This is a genomic window from Bacillus sp. GW823-FHT06A11, from assembly GCF_058795355.1.
Window position 1 is genome coordinate 696825 of the sequence record NZ_JBXAHS010000001.1, and the last position, 15831, is coordinate 712655.

16 protein-coding genes and 1 other annotated feature are annotated in these 15831 nt (G+C 34.9%); of the genes, 4 read left to right on the forward strand and 12 right to left on the reverse strand.

The annotated features are described in order from the left end of the window. The first annotated feature begins 363 nt into the window (after positions 1 to 363). Positions 364 to 1122, forward strand: coding sequence for an SDR family oxidoreductase (locus AC1Q8L_RS03315; RefSeq protein WP_098311645.1), 759 nt, complete (start codon positions 364 to 366; stop codon positions 1120 to 1122). A gap of 90 nt (positions 1123 to 1212) precedes the next feature. After that, positions 1213 to 1749 (forward strand): peptide-methionine (S)-S-oxide reductase MsrA, encoded by a 537-nt coding sequence (gene msrA / locus AC1Q8L_RS03320; RefSeq protein WP_001291883.1) that lies wholly within the window; start codon positions 1213 to 1215, stop codon positions 1747 to 1749. Between the two features lie 163 nt (positions 1750 to 1912). On the opposite strand, the gene AC1Q8L_RS03325 is transcribed toward msrA, so the two are convergent. The 5 genes from AC1Q8L_RS03325 to AC1Q8L_RS03345 form a co-directional block, all read right to left on the reverse strand. Then, positions 1913 to 2113, reverse strand: a complete 201-nt coding sequence (locus AC1Q8L_RS03325) for a hypothetical protein (RefSeq protein ID WP_000919314.1) — start codon at positions 2111 to 2113, stop codon at positions 1913 to 1915. A 225-nt stretch (positions 2114 to 2338) separates the two neighbouring features. Then, positions 2339 to 3226 carry an RCC1 domain-containing protein gene (locus AC1Q8L_RS03330; RefSeq protein WP_025118568.1) on the reverse strand — a complete coding sequence of 296 codons (888 nt, stop codon included), beginning with the start codon at positions 3224 to 3226 and terminating at the stop codon, positions 2339 to 2341. A gap of 142 nt (positions 3227 to 3368) precedes the next feature. Further along, positions 3369 to 4010 (reverse strand): FusB/FusC family EF-G-binding protein, encoded by a 642-nt coding sequence (locus AC1Q8L_RS03335; protein WP_000387074.1) that lies wholly within the window; start codon positions 4008 to 4010, stop codon positions 3369 to 3371. 110 nt (positions 4011 to 4120) lie between these two features. Further along, positions 4121 to 4807: a DUF421 domain-containing protein gene (locus AC1Q8L_RS03340; RefSeq protein WP_001015543.1), complete on the reverse strand. Its 687-nt coding sequence runs from the start codon at positions 4805 to 4807 to the stop codon at positions 4121 to 4123. Positions 4808 to 4967: 160 nt separating this feature from the next. Beyond that, on the reverse strand, positions 4968 to 5231 hold the full coding sequence (locus tag AC1Q8L_RS03345) for a CD3324 family protein (RefSeq protein ID WP_000878325.1): 264 nt from the start codon (positions 5229 to 5231) through the stop codon (positions 4968 to 4970). A gap of 326 nt (positions 5232 to 5557) precedes the next feature. Here AC1Q8L_RS03345 and AC1Q8L_RS03350 point away from each other — a divergent pair, with 326 nt between their 5' ends. Beyond that, positions 5558 to 6262 (forward strand): polysaccharide deacetylase family protein, encoded by a 705-nt coding sequence (locus tag AC1Q8L_RS03350; protein ID WP_000726855.1) that lies wholly within the window; start codon positions 5558 to 5560, stop codon positions 6260 to 6262. 39 nt (positions 6263 to 6301) lie between these two features. Here the strand turns inward: AC1Q8L_RS03350 and AC1Q8L_RS03355 are convergent, their stop codons facing one another. The 7 genes from AC1Q8L_RS03355 to hflX form a co-directional block, all read right to left on the reverse strand. Beyond that, positions 6302 to 7639, reverse strand: a complete 1338-nt coding sequence (locus AC1Q8L_RS03355) for a sodium-dependent transporter (protein ID WP_001088187.1) — start codon at positions 7637 to 7639, stop codon at positions 6302 to 6304. 296 nt (positions 7640 to 7935) lie between these two features. Continuing rightward, positions 7936 to 8158, reverse strand: a binding site (T-box leader). 244 nt (positions 8159 to 8402) lie between these two features. Further along, entirely contained in the window at positions 8403 to 8978 is a 576-nt protein-coding gene (locus AC1Q8L_RS03360; protein WP_000505541.1) for a hypothetical protein, read from the reverse strand. 23 nt (positions 8979 to 9001) lie between these two features. Then, positions 9002 to 9829: a DUF4037 domain-containing protein gene (locus AC1Q8L_RS03365; protein WP_000523201.1), complete on the reverse strand. Its 828-nt coding sequence runs from the start codon at positions 9827 to 9829 to the stop codon at positions 9002 to 9004. Positions 9830 to 9921: 92 nt separating this feature from the next. Continuing rightward, complete coding sequence (locus AC1Q8L_RS03370; RefSeq protein WP_000771301.1) at positions 9922 to 10434, reverse strand: GNAT family N-acetyltransferase; 513 nt, start codon at positions 10432 to 10434, stop codon at positions 9922 to 9924. Positions 10435 to 10512: 78 nt separating this feature from the next. Continuing rightward, the gene (gene cysK, locus AC1Q8L_RS03375; protein ID WP_000762271.1) at positions 10513 to 11430 is read right to left on the reverse strand and encodes a cysteine synthase A; all 918 of its coding nucleotides are present in this window, start codon (positions 11428 to 11430) and stop codon (positions 10513 to 10515) included. Between the two features lie 10 nt (positions 11431 to 11440). Further along, complete coding sequence (locus tag AC1Q8L_RS03380) at positions 11441 to 12652, reverse strand: MFS transporter (RefSeq protein WP_001149399.1); 1212 nt, start codon at positions 12650 to 12652, stop codon at positions 11441 to 11443. Positions 12653 to 12864: 212 nt separating this feature from the next. Next, positions 12865 to 14124: a GTPase HflX gene (hflX, locus tag AC1Q8L_RS03385; protein WP_000393275.1), complete on the reverse strand. Its 1260-nt coding sequence runs from the start codon at positions 14122 to 14124 to the stop codon at positions 12865 to 12867. 691 nt (positions 14125 to 14815) lie between these two features. On the opposite strand from hflX, the gene AC1Q8L_RS03390 reads away from it, so the two are divergent. Then, entirely contained in the window at positions 14816 to 15799 is a 984-nt protein-coding gene (locus tag AC1Q8L_RS03390; protein WP_000555751.1) for a ketoacyl-ACP synthase III, read from the forward strand. Positions 15800 to 15831 lie beyond the last annotated feature (32 nt).

Consider the following 15831-nt stretch of genomic DNA (forward strand, 5'->3'; position numbering starts at 1 on the left):
CTACTCAGTTTCCCTTTCGCAAGCGATGCTCCGAGGTGATCTTCAATGATTCGATTGTTACTACCCTCACAGCCTTGGAGTAGCTCTCTGAAACGATCATAATCATCTACTTTCCTCTTCTTTGCATATACAACATATAAAGTTAGAAAATTCTTAATTAACTTTTATTTGTTACACGTATTATAGGACGTTGCTCTTTTCCTTGTCAACATGTTTTTTCAAAAAAATCAAAATTCATTCTATTTATTTTTTCTCAAATCAAAATTGGAATGTATTACTTACATACACTCATATATTACTTAAGTATGTTTGCATTACTACATAAAGAAAAACTTATAAAGTTTATGAGGAGATGAGGAAACTATGTTAAAAGGGAAAGTAGCGTTAGTTACAGGAGCAAGCCGAGGAATTGGACGAGCAATCGCTAAACGTTTAGCAAATGACGGTGCATTGGTTGCTGTTCATTACGGTAATCGAAAAGATGACGCTGAAGAAACTGTTCATGAAATTCGATCAGATGGTGGCCAAGCTTTTTCTATCTGCGCAAATTTAGAATCCTTACACGGTGTAGAAAACCTTTATAACGCTTTAGATACTGAATTACAAATACGCACTGGTGAAACACAATTTGATATTTTAATAAACAATGCTGGCATTGGTCCTGGTGCTTTTATTGAAGAAACGACTGAACAATTTTTTGATAGAATGGTTTCAGTAAATGCAAAAGCTCCATTCTTTATCATTCAACTAGCACTACCACGTTTACGTGACAATAGCCGAATTATTAATATTTCATCCGCTGCCACCCGCATTTCTTTACCTGATTTTGTTGCATATAGTATGACGAAAGGCGCTATTAATACAATGACTTTTACACTAGCAAAACAGCTTGGAGCACGAGGAATAACGGTGAATGCAATACTTCCAGGATTTATTAAAACAGATATGAATGCAGAACTCTTGAGCGACCCGATGATGAAGCAGTACGCTACTACTATTTCCGCTTTCAATCGCTTAGGTGAAGTAGAAGACATTGCCGATACTGCTGCATTCCTTGCTTCTCCAGACAGCCGCTGGGTTACTGGACAATTAATTGATGTGAGCGGAGGATCTTGTTTATAAAAAACATATATTTTCAAATCTTTTTTATTGCGCAATAAAACAATTTATATAATACTATATAAAACATATACATTTAGGAGGATTACAGCAATGTCCGAAAAAACATACGAACTCGCAACCTTCGCAGGCGGTTGCTTTTGGTGCATGGTAAAACCATTTGATGAACTTCCTGGTATTCATAAAGTACTTTCTGGCTATGCAGGAGGTCATGTAGAAAACCCAACATATGAACAAGTAAAAGCTGGAACATCTGGACATTTAGAAGTTGTTCAAATTACATTCGATCCTTCTATTTTTCCTTATCAGAAATTACTAGACTTATATTGGCCACAAATCGATCCAACTGATGATGGCGGACAATTTTTTGACCGTGGTCCATCTTATCGTACCGCTATTTTTTATCATAACGAAACACAAAAAGGGCTTGCTGAAAAATCAAAACAAGCTCTTGCAGAAAGCGGTATGTTTAAAGATCCAATCGTGACTGAAATTCGTCCTGCTGCACCTTTTTACGAAGCAGAGGAATACCACCAACATTTCTATAAAAAGAATCCAGAGAAATATGCTACTGAGCAAAAGGAATCTGGTCGTGAAGACTTTATAAAAGAAAATTGGCAAAAAAAATAATAAAAACGCATCGTGCTTTTTGAGTACGATGCGTTTTTATTTTTGATAAAAGTACCATACAATTAATAAAACAATTGCTGTTAGTGACCAAAGTACTATCTCGTTTTTCACTCTATTCTTTTTCTTAGTCATTTCATTCCCTCCTAATAACTATTAAACATATTCAATTTTTTCTTTGTTTAATTGTCCATCTTATATACGTGAATACATCCTTACAAATTCTAATAGCAAGACCACCAATAATTCCGATTGCAATGGAAATTACTAGCATCTGTCCAAAACTAAAAGAATTTGTGTACATTATGTAGAGAACGATACATATAAGTAAAACATCCGGTAAAGAAAGTAAAAACCTTTTAAGCATTCCTTTATCTCCTCTATACTTTTTAATTTATATCTTCTACTGTAATTTTGAAATAAAATTTGTTCAAAAATTCCATTTACACCCTCATTTTATGAAAAATAATAAGAATCCCTTTTCAAAAGAGATTCTTATTCAGCAGATTTAAGTTTAATTATTTTCTACATATCCTATTCCATAATTACTCCTAAAATAGAATACTATTACTAATGATTTATTGTAAATTGACTATTTGCCAGGCAACCGAATGTCGCGCCAGCTACCTACATCGCATTGGCCAAATTCATTATTACCTACCGCGATCACCGTGCCGTCTGATTTTAGTCCGACTGTATGTGCACAACCAGCCGCTATCGCTACAATATCTCTCCAATCACTTACGTTACATTGACCATACTCATTCCAACCCACTGCCACCACGGTACCGTTTGATTTAAGTCCGATTGTATGATTCGTACCAGCCGCTATTGCTACAATATCTCGCCAGCCACTTACATCACACTGGTTATGTTTATCATTCCCCACTGCTGTCACCGTACCGTCTCGTTTAAGACCAACAGTATGAAGATACCCAGCCTTGACCGCTACAATACCTCGCCAGCTACTTACATTGCATTGACCATATCGATTATTCCCCACAGTCGTCAATGTGCCGTCCAATTTAAGACCGACTGTATGCCAGTCACCCGCTGTGACTGCCACAATACCTTGCCAACTGCTTACATTGCATTCTCCTTCTTTATTTCGGCCCACCGCTACTACCGTGCCATCCGATTTCAGGCCAATAGTACGACGCCACCCTGCCGCAACCGCTACAATATTATGCCAATCGTTTACATCACATTGTTCATGCTTATTCCAACCCACTGCTACCGCAGTACTGTCACATGTAAGACCGATTGTATGAGCATTACCCGTGTTCGTTGCCATATGAACATTGCCCACTGCGACTGCTTCAATATCTCGCCAGCCACTTACATTACATTCCCCTTCTTTATTCCGGCCCACCGCTACTACCGTGCCATCCGATTTCAGGCCAACTGTATGACAACGCCCCGCCGCTATCGTATCTTTAGGCCATCGTTTCACTTTTTCTTTCGATAAAAGGTAATCCATGTTTTACCTCCTTGCATATAAGCAACTGTATCATAATAGATATTTTTATCAAATTTCATTATAAATCTACATTTACAAAGAAAGCTTATTTTACTTCTTCAAAAAATAAAAACCTCCAGTTTAAATACTAGAGGTTTTCTCGTTATTTCTTCAAGCGTTCAATAAAATCGTTCAATTTATCTAGCGATTTCATATTCTGATTGCAAGCTACACCATCTTTGCAAATGTAGTTTCCCTTTTTAACGAAAGTTCCTGGTACATCGCCTTTAATTTCAACTAAAAACATTCCTACTTCTTCATGTCCATGACATAACGAACAAATGCTTTTTTTATTTAAACTTTGGAACGTTCCTTGCAGACCAACAAATTTATTTTTATCATTTTTCGCTATAATAAATTTCCTGCTTGACCCCTTATCAATCCAGCTTAAATAAGATATTTCTTTCATATCCATTTCTTCCATATCAGGAAGTTTTAACTTTTTCGCTTTAGGAAATAATTTTTTTAATGTTTGTGCTGTAACTTCTTGAAACGGAATTACATACGGATTTATTTTCATTAAAAATGATTCTGCATCTTCTCTATTTTGAACTGTTAATACCGTATCAATTAACTCTTTCTGTTCATCCGTTAAATTCTCAAATACATGTATTATCTTTTCAATCGCAAGCGATTTTAACGCTTGAATTACACCTCTATCATTTGCCGTTGCATGCCCGTTTGCTAAAATATAAGCTTGTGATTTTATAAAATTATATTGATCACTTCTAATAAACGCTTCCATCTTTATCACTCCATACAAATTGTTGATCTAGTTTTATTGTATACAATGATTACGTTTTTTGATATGTAAAAGATAACTTAGAAACAAACATTACATATATCACTTATTCTCTACCGCTGCATTTCCTGACAAAAGAAGCCATCATCTGTTTTCCATTCCGCATATAATACGTCTTCAAATTTAGTAATTCCTTTTTGCTTTATTTGTTTATAAAGCCATCCTTCATCAAATCCCGCTTCCCTCAAATTATCCTTAACTACTTTTCCATCACTAATTAATGAAATTGGTAAGTATACAGGCTTATGTTTTAAACTTAAATCATTTATAGTAGGAGATTCGTATTTACTTTTTTTCAGAACGCTTATGTTTCCGTTCGGTTCCAATATCATATATTCAACTTCTCGGATTGAAAATATATCTTTTTGTTGCCTAAGCATTTGTTGTAATTGGTTTATATCCAAATGATTTACGCTTAATTGTTCACGATCAATCTTTCCGTTACGAATAATAATTGAAGGATATCCTTCAAAAAACCTTCTTGTTCCTCTTACTTTTTGTGTTATCACTTCTATAGTATAAATTAAAATTACCCAAACAAATACTGAATATAAAATAGACCATACTTTAATTTTAGGATCATATATTGAATTTCCAACGAGCTCACCTAGGACGATTGCAGAAATAAAATCAAATGGCGTTAGCTGAGATATTTGTGTTTTCCCTAATATTTTTGTAGCAATTAATAGAACAAAAAAACCAACTAAAAGCTCTATCGTTATTTGTCCAATATGATTCATATATGTTCACCTTTCTACTTTTCAAGTGCTCTGTATACCATTTAATAAAAAAACGGCACATTTTTTCTATTATCATGCCCGTTCACACCTCATATATCCAATACACATAAAACAAAAAGAGTCTGATTCAAAGTAATATATGAATCAGACTCTTTTCCTCTTATTTAGAATACACAATCTTTTTAATCGTTTCCCCAGAAAGAAAATATTCTTCTGCAAGTTGATGAATAGCAATCCCACTTTTAAACGCTTCTTTAATTGCTTTATTTCTTTCATCTAGTTGTTTTCTTCCGCCAGATCGTGTACCCCATTTATAATGTTTCGTTTCTTGTTTCGGAATGTAAATTGTTTCACCTTGTATATACTTTTGAATTTCAGTAATTAAACTCTCTGGTAAAACAGCATTAGCTTTTACGTATTTCATTTCTGCTCGCCCCTTATTTTTTATGGTTCATTTCAATAAGGTGCAAAGCCAAATATAAAAAATGATACGAGCTCATATAGGCGATTGTATATTACTTGTCTACCTCACGCAAAGTATCGCCATTTCCATACTTGGCTTTGCATGAGACGTTGCAGTGTCTGGCAATTGAATTATAATCGCCATATAAACACCTCCTAATATACCTTTTGCATTTTATTATATGATAAATTCCTTCTCCTTGCATCCACACCCTTCTTAAAGCACGAAATTACTTAGTTTGATATAATACTTTTTAACTGAATTAAAAATCATTGTGAGGTTACATTATGAAGAAAAAAATTATCATTACAATCGTTACACTATTCTTTATTATCACGGCATTATTCGGAACATACAAATTGATGAACGCAAGAAGCTTTCAATTATTTGGAGCTTTAACACAACGCGTAGAAACAAATGAAAAAGTGATTGCTTTAACTTTTGATGATGGCCCTACTAACAATGTAAAACAAATATTACCGCTACTAGATAAATACAACGCTAAAGCTACTTTCTTTTTAATTGGAAATGAATTAGAGCAAAATTTATCGTTAGGAGAAGCTATCGCGCAATCTGGGCACCAACTTGGAAACCATACATATTCTCATAATAGAATGGTTTTCAAAACACCTTCTTTTATTAAAGATGAAATAGAAAAAACGAATTCATTAATCCGCCAAACAGGATTTACAGACAAAATTGATTTTAGGCCCCCTAACGGAAAAAAATTAATTGGACTACCCTATTATTTAAATAAAAATAATATCGAAACCATTATATGGGATCTTGAGCCCGATACTTTTTATAAATCTGCAGCTGATAAAATTGAATATGTTAATAAAAATGTAAAACCAGGTTCTATCATTTTACTGCATTCTATGTATGATGAGTCTAATGAAAATTTTAAAACGATTGAAGGTATTTTAGATTCTTTATCTAAGAAGGGCTATCAGTTCGTAACAGTAAATGAATTGCAAAAAAGAGCAAAATAAAAAGGTAGCGTATCTATGTATGATACGCTACCTTTCTTTTTATATAATGCCAAGTACATTTAAGAATACGATAATAATCGCAATTGGTGCGATATAACGAAGTAAGAATAACCATAACACAAATAGTTTGTATCCTTTATTTTTACTTACACCTAGCTCTTTCATTAATACATCTTTCTTCATTTTTAAAGGAACAAAGATAGAAACTAATAATACACCAAGTGGCATTAAAACGTTACTTACTGCATAGTCCGCTAAATCGAAGACTGTCTTTCCGAAAATCTTCAGATCACTTAATATACCGAATGATAATGCTGATGGTACCCCAACAACGAAGATTAATAACCCTACGATTAAGGCCATTTTTTCACGTTTCCCTTTACCTTTTGATGTTAACGATGCAACACTAATTTCTAACATCGAAATTGCTGATGTAATCGTAGCGAAGAAGAATAGTAATAAGAAAACAATGAAGAATAATTTTCCGAACGCCATTTTACTGAAAATAGCTGGCAACACGATAAATAATAGTCCCGGCCCTTGAGATGGTTCCATTCCAAATGCGAACACAACTGGGAAAATTGCAAGTCCTGCAAGTAATGTAATAACAAGAGTTAAGGCTACGATAGAAAATGCTGAACGTGGTAAGCTTTCTTCTTTCGGTAAGTATGAGCTATACGTTACCATAACGGCTACCCCGACAGATAATGAGAAGAACGATTGCCCCATTGCGTATAATATAACTTCTGATGTTACATGTGAGAAATCAGGTTGTAAGAAGAAACGAACGCCTTCTCCAGCACCATCTAATGTAAGTGCACGAACGATTAATACAAAGAATAAAACGAATAATGCTGGCATGAAATATTTATTTACTTTTTCAACACCATTTTGTACACCTTTACTTACGATGAAAATAGTAATAAGGATGAATAATAGCTGTGATCCAACTGCTAAATATGGATTGGAAATGATTTCACCAAACGTAGCTTCGTATGCTCCATTTCCTTCCCATAGTCTACCTGTAATTGCATTCCATAAATATAATAAAATCCAGCCTCCTACAACACTGTAGAAAGAAAGTAATATGAAACATGTTACAATTCCTAATTTACCTAACCAAGGCCATAACGTTTTAGGAGCAATCTCTCTATATGCATCGACAGCCTCTTTTTGTGTACTTCTTCCAATAACAAATTCAGCTAATAATAGCGGTAAACCAATTAATAATGTGAAACCGATGAAAATTAGGAAGAACGCTCCGCCTCCTCCAATGCCGGCCATATATGGGAATTTCCAAATCGCTCCAAGACCAATTGCCGAACCTGCTGCAGCTAATACGAAACCTAATTTCGATGTCCATTGCTGTGAATTCATTTGTTAATCTCCTCTCTATCTCTTTTTCTTTGTTACAATTCGGTATTTATATTGTTCTATCAATACTCTTTTCTAATACGTTCACTTCCTCCCTAATAAAAAAACGTCCCTACGTAAATACGTAGGGACGACAAAAATATCGCGGTACCACCCTAGTTGTGAAGAACACTAAGAAACCACCTAAATAAAAACGCCCCTACGCAAAAACGTAGGGACGATAAAATATCGCGGTACCACCCTAGTTATGAAGACACACCAAAGTTAGGACCTAAATAAAAAACGTCCCTACGTAAATACGTAGGGACGATAAATATCGCGGTACCACCCTAGTTGTGAAAAAATCTTCACCACTTTATTTGATAACGGTATAAACTACCGTCTTTCATTTCCTCATAATGCGAGATTTATGAAAGATGCTCCAGGACGAACTTCATGAATAATCTATATACTGATTCACACCAACCATCAGCTCTCTGAAATAGGGAGATATTCACTACTATACCCTTTCATTGCCCAAATATTATTTTCCGAATTGATTACTATCATTTTTATCACACATTAAAAATAGTGTCAACTTATATTTCGAATTTTTATGTATTACAATCTATTTCAAAATTCGAAATATAAGTTTTTAGTTTAGAAAACAAGTGGATTAGTACATAACGAATTCTAACAGGCAATAGAAAAAGAATTACGTATTATTGATACTTATTCAATAATACAAATCATCTAGAAACATAACCTGTCTCTCTGTATTAATTTTTTAAGAGTTTGATGGATACCAAGAAAATTTCGCATCACTATCCAGTGGTCTATTTTTCGTTTCTTCTTTAATTACACGAAACCATTCATTTAGAATTTGAGTTTTGGGCAATTGAGCAGCAAGGTTATCTTCCCAAATTATATGTGAAAACCAGGCTTTCGTTTCCCATTCAAACTGCAATTGCGCAAACGAAATTATAGGGTGATCAGCTTCATGAAATTGCTCATTTACTGCATTTGAAACTTCTGGAGCTTGCGGTAACAACTCGTTCTGAATTCTATTTCTTATCGTCTCATTTTCTAGCTGATCCCAGAAATACAATTGCCCATTTATTTGATAGAAAATATCAAATGAAGCCTCACCTTTCTTCAAATTCAATAATACGAAGGCACGTTCCACATCATTGTCAGCCGCCTTTACAGCATTAACAATTATATTTTGTGCCATTGATACCCAGTAACTAGTCGCTTCCTCTACCGGTGATTCAACATACAATTCTTCACTTAATTCATGAAGAGTGGCTTCTTGCTCATTTACTTTTTCAACTTTTTTAAAAAACCTATTAAAAAAACCCATAACTTCCCCCTTATTACTGTTTTCTATTTCACAAAATAAAAAATCGATTTTTCTTGCTCATCCACATTTACTCCTGGCGCGTATGTATGAACTTGTTGCAACACTTCTTCTATTAGCAACTCTAACTCCTGCACACTATTTTCTGGACTCCCTATTAATGTGTCCGCCATACGTTCATATAAATTTTCAGGTTTAATAGTCATTCGTTCCACATTATTAGGCATCCATTTAAACGCTGGATGATGTACATACATTTTATTCAAACCAAATAAAACACCGAATACGTTCCTTTGTACTTCGCAAATAACATCATAAAGCATAAGCCAATCTTTCCGTTTTAAAAGCGCCTTTCGATTGTGCCAACGATTACTTAACCATAGATTTTCTGAAATCATTCGTTTTACTAGTTCATCTGGATATACCACTACTCTATCTTTTAATTCATTCACTTTCTCTTCTCCATACAAACTAACACCATCATGAACGGATGATACAATACATTGTTTTTCATAACTTATATCATATTGATCCACCACATCCGAAATCACTTTCTCTACTGTCTCTGTTAAAAAGTTACTAATCTCTAATTTAATTCCCTCTTTCGTTAAATACGTTTCCGACCATTCTTCTTCCTCATACGGATAATACGATAATATTGTCCCATCAATATGATGAATAGGGGCCCTACGATCCTCATCTTCTGGCGGTGTTGACCATAAAATATGTAATTCTATATCTGAATGTTCATCTTCAAGCTTTCTAGCTACTGAACCCGCTAAAATAATGGCTTCTACTTTCGGATTTTGCCTATAGATCTCTGACATCTCTATTGCTTTCTCTTTTAATCCCATTTCATTTCCCCCTAAAATTGCAGTAATCCCCTATATTTCATTTATCTATTTCGATATTACAGCTTGCATTACCTTTTCAAATTCCTACTACATCATATTTCTATCCAAAAGCGCTGAATAACTTCACCAGTACGAGAAGAAACTATTTCATTTTCTAACACACCGCCAACCTTTTGAATCGTTTTAGCAGAACCGATATTGGATTTATCACAAGTTATTAATACTTTCTGCAATCCTAATTTTTGTGCTTCAGCTAATGCAAGTTGTAGTTGTTTCGTAGCGTAACCGTGGCGACGTTTATTTGGATGGACACTATATCCAATATGACCGCTTTCCCGTAATAATTCTGGATTTAATCTATGTCTAATATTCACAAAACCTATAAGTTCCTCTTTTTCAAAACTTAAAAACTGACTAGATGGCACTCGATTAGCTAGTAAATTTTCTCCTAGTTCTTGTTTACTCACTTTTTCAAACCATTCATCAAGAGAATCAAAGTTTTGTAAAGAACTACTTCCATGTGGTTGTTCCCCTGAGTGTAAAAACGCGTGTCTATACGCTGTAATATGCTCACTATATTCATGGGTTGGTTTTAATAGTTTCATTGTTCTTCTCCCCCTCTTCATTCCATAAAACAAACACCTTAATAGCAGCTATTCACTATTAAGGTGTTTCTATCCTTTTTATTCAAATAACCCCATGCTCAAATAACGTTCACCTGTATCAGGCGCAATACATAAAACTTTTTTACCAGCGCCTAGACGTTTCGCTATCATGATTGCAGCATAAACAGATGCTCCAGAAGACGGCCCAACTAATAATCCCTCTTGTCTAGCTAAGTTTCTCATTGTCGTTAAAGCCTCTTCGTCTGCAATTTGAATAATTTCGTTATACACTTCTGTATTTAAGTTTTTCGGGATAAACCCTGGGCTTGTTCCTACTAGTTTATGAGGACCTGGCACACCACCTGATAAAACGGGTGATCCTTTCGGTTCCACTACTGCAATATATAAGTTTGGTAATTTCTCTTTTAACGTTTCACCAGTCCCTGTAATCGTTCCGCCTGTTCCTGCCGTTGCAACAAAAGCGTCCAGCTCTCCATCCATTTGTTCGTAAATTTCAAGCGCAGTCGTATAACGGTGAATATTCGGATTAGCTGGGTTTTCAAATTGTTGCGGAATAAAACTATTCGGTATTTGCTTTTGCAATTCTAACGCCTTCGCAATTGCTCCTGGCATTCTTTGTTCTGCTGGTGTTAAAACTACTTCTGCTCCGTATGCTTTCAATAAATTAATACGCTCTTTTGACATATTATCTGGCATAATTAAAATCGCTTTATACCCTTTAGCTGCTGCATTCATCGCTAAACCAATCCCTGTATTCCCGCTTGTCGGTTCAATAATTGTATCTCCTGGTTTGATGAGACCATTTTCTTCTGCAACGTGAAGTAAATTATAAGCAGCACGGTCTTTCACACTGCGCGATGGATTAAACATTTCTAGTTTCACATACACATCTGCTGCGTCTTCCGGAATAAATTTAGATAATCGGACGACAGGTGTATCTCCTATTAATTCCGTAACGTTTTCACACAATTTCATAGCGCATCCCCTATTCTATCGTTTTCTTATCACTTGGCAGTAACCATGAAGTGAGTCCAATTAATGGTAGACAACTACATAATAGCATAATAAATTGCAGGCTATATATATCTGCTAATTTCCCAAGAACTACAGCACCTAATGCTCCAAGTCCAAACGCAAGACCTACGATTAATCCTGACACCATTCCCACTTTTCCAGGTACAAGCTCTTGTGCATATACAACAATTACACTAAAACTACTTGAACTAATAAAACCGATACATAAAAATAACGGTACGACCCACACAAGTGAGACATGTGGTAATAACAGTGCAAGTGGCGCTGAACCTAACATTGAAAATACGATGATATTTTTCTTACCAAATCGATCTGCTAACGGTCCTCCGAAGAAAGTTCCTAACACACCAGCAATCATAAATGCGAATACGAAATACTGGGCATTTTTTATAGATAAACCGTAATGCTCTATTAAGTAAAATTGATAGAAATTCCCGATACCAGCACCGTACCAAGAGCGTACAAAAGTAAGAAAAACAAGAAGTATAATAACGAATTTAATGTGTGTACTTACAATTGCATTTTCCGCCTCAAGTGCAGCCCTCTTCTTCCTTCTTACAGCACCCGTTGCTAATTCATTTTTGTACCAATTCGATACGAAAATTAATAATACAATTCCTACTGCTGCAAATGCTGTAAAACCTAATGAACCAATTTGACCGAGTGGAACGAAAATTAGCGCTGTAAAAATAGGAGCTAGAGAATTCCCCGTGTTTCCCCCAACTTGATAAATTGCTTGCGCTAACCCTCGTTTTGCACCTGCCGCCATATACGCAACACGAGCGCCTTCTGGATGAAAGACCGCGGAACCTAAACCAATAAATAAAACAGAAATAATAACAATAATAAAGTTTGGTGCAAACGCGAGTCCAATCATTCCAAGCATACTTGAAAACATGCCGAGTGGTAATAAAAATGGTGACGGCTTCTTATCTGAATACATACCAAACACCGGTTGCATAATCGATGACGTCATATTTAATGCAAACGCAATCCACCCTACTTGCATATAGGATAAATTCATCGTTTTTTCCAAAATAGGAAACAACGCCGGCACAACTGCTTGCATCGAATCATTTAAAAAATGCCCAAAGCTAATCGCAAATAAAATTCGATATATTGTCGGTGTTTCTACAGTTTTTTTGTGTGAAACTGCCTGCATATGTGAATCTCCCCTTTCTGTACAAAATATATATTTATTACAGTAGGTGTAATAAATTCTGACTTTTGAAACATTTCTATTCTATACTGCTTTCATTTCTTTTTCCAGAAATATAACTTAACTCCCGTCATTGGCTTGCATCCTTGTAACTTTCAGCGGTAAAACAGTACAAAAAAAAGACAACCCAATCACATACTGGGTTGCCTCTTACATTAAATTGCAAAATGCTTATACTTCTCATAATCACTCGTCTTACATTCTATTTGTAATTTGGTACCTTCGTTTTCGTAACTCGTAGATAAAACGTGTGCATGATTATTGAAATACGAAACTACCTGTCCTTGATCATATGGAATTAACATTTCACACTTCGTATATTCTTTATAGATGTGTGAGCCAATCATTTCTACAAGTTCTTCAATTCCAACATGTTTCTTCGCTGATAAATAAACGCGATCTTCTTGCACTTTCGGAATTTCAACATCTACCATATCTGATTTATTATAAGCATAGATCGTTGGAATATTTTCTACTCCAATTTTCTTTAACGTTTCATTTGTAATATCAATTAATTGTTCATAATTTGGATTTGCGTAATCTACAACGTGAATAAGTAGGTCTGCTTCCGCTACTTCTTCTAACGTTGAACGGAACGCCTTCACAAGATGATGTGGTAATTTACTTACAAATCCAACTGTATCTGTTAATAAAAATGATTTATTATCTGGCAAATCAATATTTCGTACAGATGTTTCTAACGTCGCAAATAACATATCTTTTTCAAATACTTGTTTTTCTTCTGTACCATTATAAATTTCAAGCATTGCATTCATCGTCGTTGACTTTCCTGCATTCGTATAACCTACTAATGCTACAACAGGTATTTCATTTTTCTTACGCTGCTTCCGCTGCGTTTGACGCTGGGCAACGAGCGCTTCTAAATCTTTATTCAAAACTGAAATTTGTTCTTCAATTTTACGACGGTCTAACTCTAACTTCTTTTCACCGACACCTTTATTTTTCGTACCAACGCCGCCGCTCTGTCTCCCTAACGATTCACGAAGACCGATTAAACGAGGCATCATATACTGAAGGTGTGCTACTTCTACTTGTAGCTGTGCTTCTTTCGTTTTCGCACGTTGCGCAAAAATATCTAAAATTAAAATGGTACGATCAATTACCTTACAATCTAAATCCTCTTCTAAATTTCGAATTTGTGAAGGAGATAATTCATCATTAAAGATAACCATATTCGCATCTATTTCTTGTACATACGCTGCAACTTCTTCAATCTTTCCTTTTCCGATATAATGCGATGGATTTACTCGTTGTAAATTTTGCATTACTTGCCCAATTACCTCTACATCACAAGCTTCCGCAAGATTTGTTAACTCTTCCATCGAATATGCAAAATCATCTTCATTACCTAAATTTACTCCAACTAAAACTGCTCTTTGTAATACTTCTTCCATATATTTATTCCTCCATTTCGATTACGTAAAATAAAAAACACAGGTCGCTGCCTGTGTTTTCGTAAACGGATAAGGGTTCACCAAAGAAATAGAAGAAAGCTATGCTTTCATCCTATTTTATAGTCAAAAAGTCCCAAGATTGTATACGTATCCACAGTAAGTGTTCACTTATACAATCCCATTCTATTTATAAAGGCAAAACAAAAAGAGGGCGTATTCGTCCCTCCCTCTTTTTCACATATAAGCTTAATAAAGGGTTCCTTTAAAATAGGCAGACCAATCCCGTTCACTCTGTACACAGACAGAGCCTTTGAGCGCTATTCAATTATTGGCACAAAGTATTGAGACGTAATCTGATTAAGATCAAAGGAAGCCCCTCCGTTCATTTTAAGTTACATAAAGTGTAGCATAAGTAATTCGCTTTCACAAGGTTTAACAACCTATATCACACTAAAGAAAATCTTTATATTTTTACTTTAATCGTCATTTTTTGCGAATTTTTCTCACAATAAAAATAACAAAAGCAATTATCAATTTTAGAAACTTCTCGTATATTATTTTTACAGCACTCGCCAAATTCCTTCATAGTAAGTTAAGTATTATCGTTTTAATACAACAAAAATCTTTATTGACATTTTTATAACCTAATATTAGTATCAGGTTATAAAAATAAAAGTTAGGAGATGTTCCTATGCATTCTAAATCTCGTATTACTGCAATTGGTACTTATGTTCCAGATCAAATATTGTCTAATAACGATTTAGAAAAGATGGTCCATACGAATGATGAATGGATTGTACAAAGAACAGGAATGAAGGAAAGAAGAATCGCTAGCGACGAAGAATACTCCTCAAACTTAGCCATTAAAGCAATTGAAAATTTATGTACAACATATAAGAAAAACTTAGAAGATGTCGACTGTATCATTGTCGCTACTACTACTGCTGATTACGTTTTCCCTAGTGTTGCTTGCCAAATACAACAATACTTCAACATACCTCATACACTAGCTTTTGATTTAAATGCAACTTGTGCTGGTTTTACATATGGACTACACATCGGTAATAGCTTAATCACTTCTGGATCACATGAAAAAGTACTTGTCGTAGCGACAGAGACATTATCTAAAGTTACTGATTATACCGATAGAACGACCTGTATTTTATTCGGTGATGGTGCTGGAGCTATTTTATTAGAAAGAGATGAAAACACCCAAAGCTTTATCGCTGCTCACATGGGAACAAACGGTGATGGCGGCATTCATCTATATAGAACAAACTTATCTACTACTATGAATGGCACACCACTGCAAACAAATGAAAAAATCGTTCAAAATGGAAGAGAAGTATATAAATGGGCAACACGCACAGTACCAAAAGGCATAAAAAATTTATTACATACCGTAAATATGCAAGTAGATGATATAGACTGGTTCATACCCCACAGCGCTAACTTACGAATGATCGAATCTATTTGCGAAAAATCTCAAATTCCAATACAAAAAACATTAACGAGCGTGGAATATATGGGGAATACCTCTTCAGTCACCATTCCACTCGCTTTAAATTTAGCTATAAAAGAAGGGAAATTAAATAACGGAGACACACTTTTACTATACGGATTTGGTGGCGGACTTACGTATTTAGGGCTTATTGTAGAGTGGAATTTAATTTAAGTGTATAAAAAGAGGCTCTAGTCAGTAACTAG

Bases quoted from the DNA above. Each gene is read 5' to 3' on its own strand.
- AC1Q8L_RS03315 (WP_098311645.1), top strand. From the start codon at position 364: ATGTTAAAAGGGAAAGTAGCGTTAGTTACAGGAGCAAGCCGAGGAATT.
- msrA (WP_001291883.1), top strand. From the start codon at position 1,213: ATGTCCGAAAAAACATACGAACTCGCAACCTTCGCAGGCGGTTGCTTT.
- AC1Q8L_RS03325 (WP_000919314.1), bottom strand. From the start codon at position 2,113: ATGCTTAAAAGGTTTTTACTTTCTTTACCGGATGTTTTACTTATATGT.
- AC1Q8L_RS03330 (WP_025118568.1), bottom strand. From the start codon at position 3,226: ATGGATTACCTTTTATCGAAAGAAAAAGTGAAACGATGGCCTAAAGAT.
- AC1Q8L_RS03335 (WP_000387074.1), bottom strand. From the start codon at position 4,010: ATGGAAGCGTTTATTAGAAGTGATCAATATAATTTTATAAAATCACAA.
- AC1Q8L_RS03340 (WP_001015543.1), bottom strand. From the start codon at position 4,807: ATGAATCATATTGGACAAATAACGATAGAGCTTTTAGTTGGTTTTTTT.
- AC1Q8L_RS03345 (WP_000878325.1), bottom strand. From the start codon at position 5,231: ATGAAATACGTAAAAGCTAATGCTGTTTTACCAGAGAGTTTAATTACT.
- AC1Q8L_RS03350 (WP_000726855.1), top strand. From the start codon at position 5,558: ATGAAGAAAAAAATTATCATTACAATCGTTACACTATTCTTTATTATC.
- AC1Q8L_RS03355 (WP_001088187.1), bottom strand. From the start codon at position 7,639: ATGAATTCACAGCAATGGACATCGAAATTAGGTTTCGTATTAGCTGCA.
- AC1Q8L_RS03360 (WP_000505541.1), bottom strand. From the start codon at position 8,978: ATGGGTTTTTTTAATAGGTTTTTTAAAAAAGTTGAAAAAGTAAATGAG.
- AC1Q8L_RS03365 (WP_000523201.1), bottom strand. From the start codon at position 9,829: ATGGGATTAAAAGAGAAAGCAATAGAGATGTCAGAGATCTATAGGCAA.
- AC1Q8L_RS03370 (WP_000771301.1), bottom strand. From the start codon at position 10,434: ATGAAACTATTAAAACCAACCCATGAATATAGTGAGCATATTACAGCG.
- cysK (WP_000762271.1), bottom strand. From the start codon at position 11,430: ATGAAATTGTGTGAAAACGTTACGGAATTAATAGGAGATACACCTGTC.
- AC1Q8L_RS03380 (WP_001149399.1), bottom strand. From the start codon at position 12,652: ATGCAGGCAGTTTCACACAAAAAAACTGTAGAAACACCGACAATATAT.
- hflX (WP_000393275.1), bottom strand. From the start codon at position 14,124: ATGGAAGAAGTATTACAAAGAGCAGTTTTAGTTGGAGTAAATTTAGGT.
- AC1Q8L_RS03390 (WP_000555751.1), top strand. From the start codon at position 14,816: ATGCATTCTAAATCTCGTATTACTGCAATTGGTACTTATGTTCCAGAT.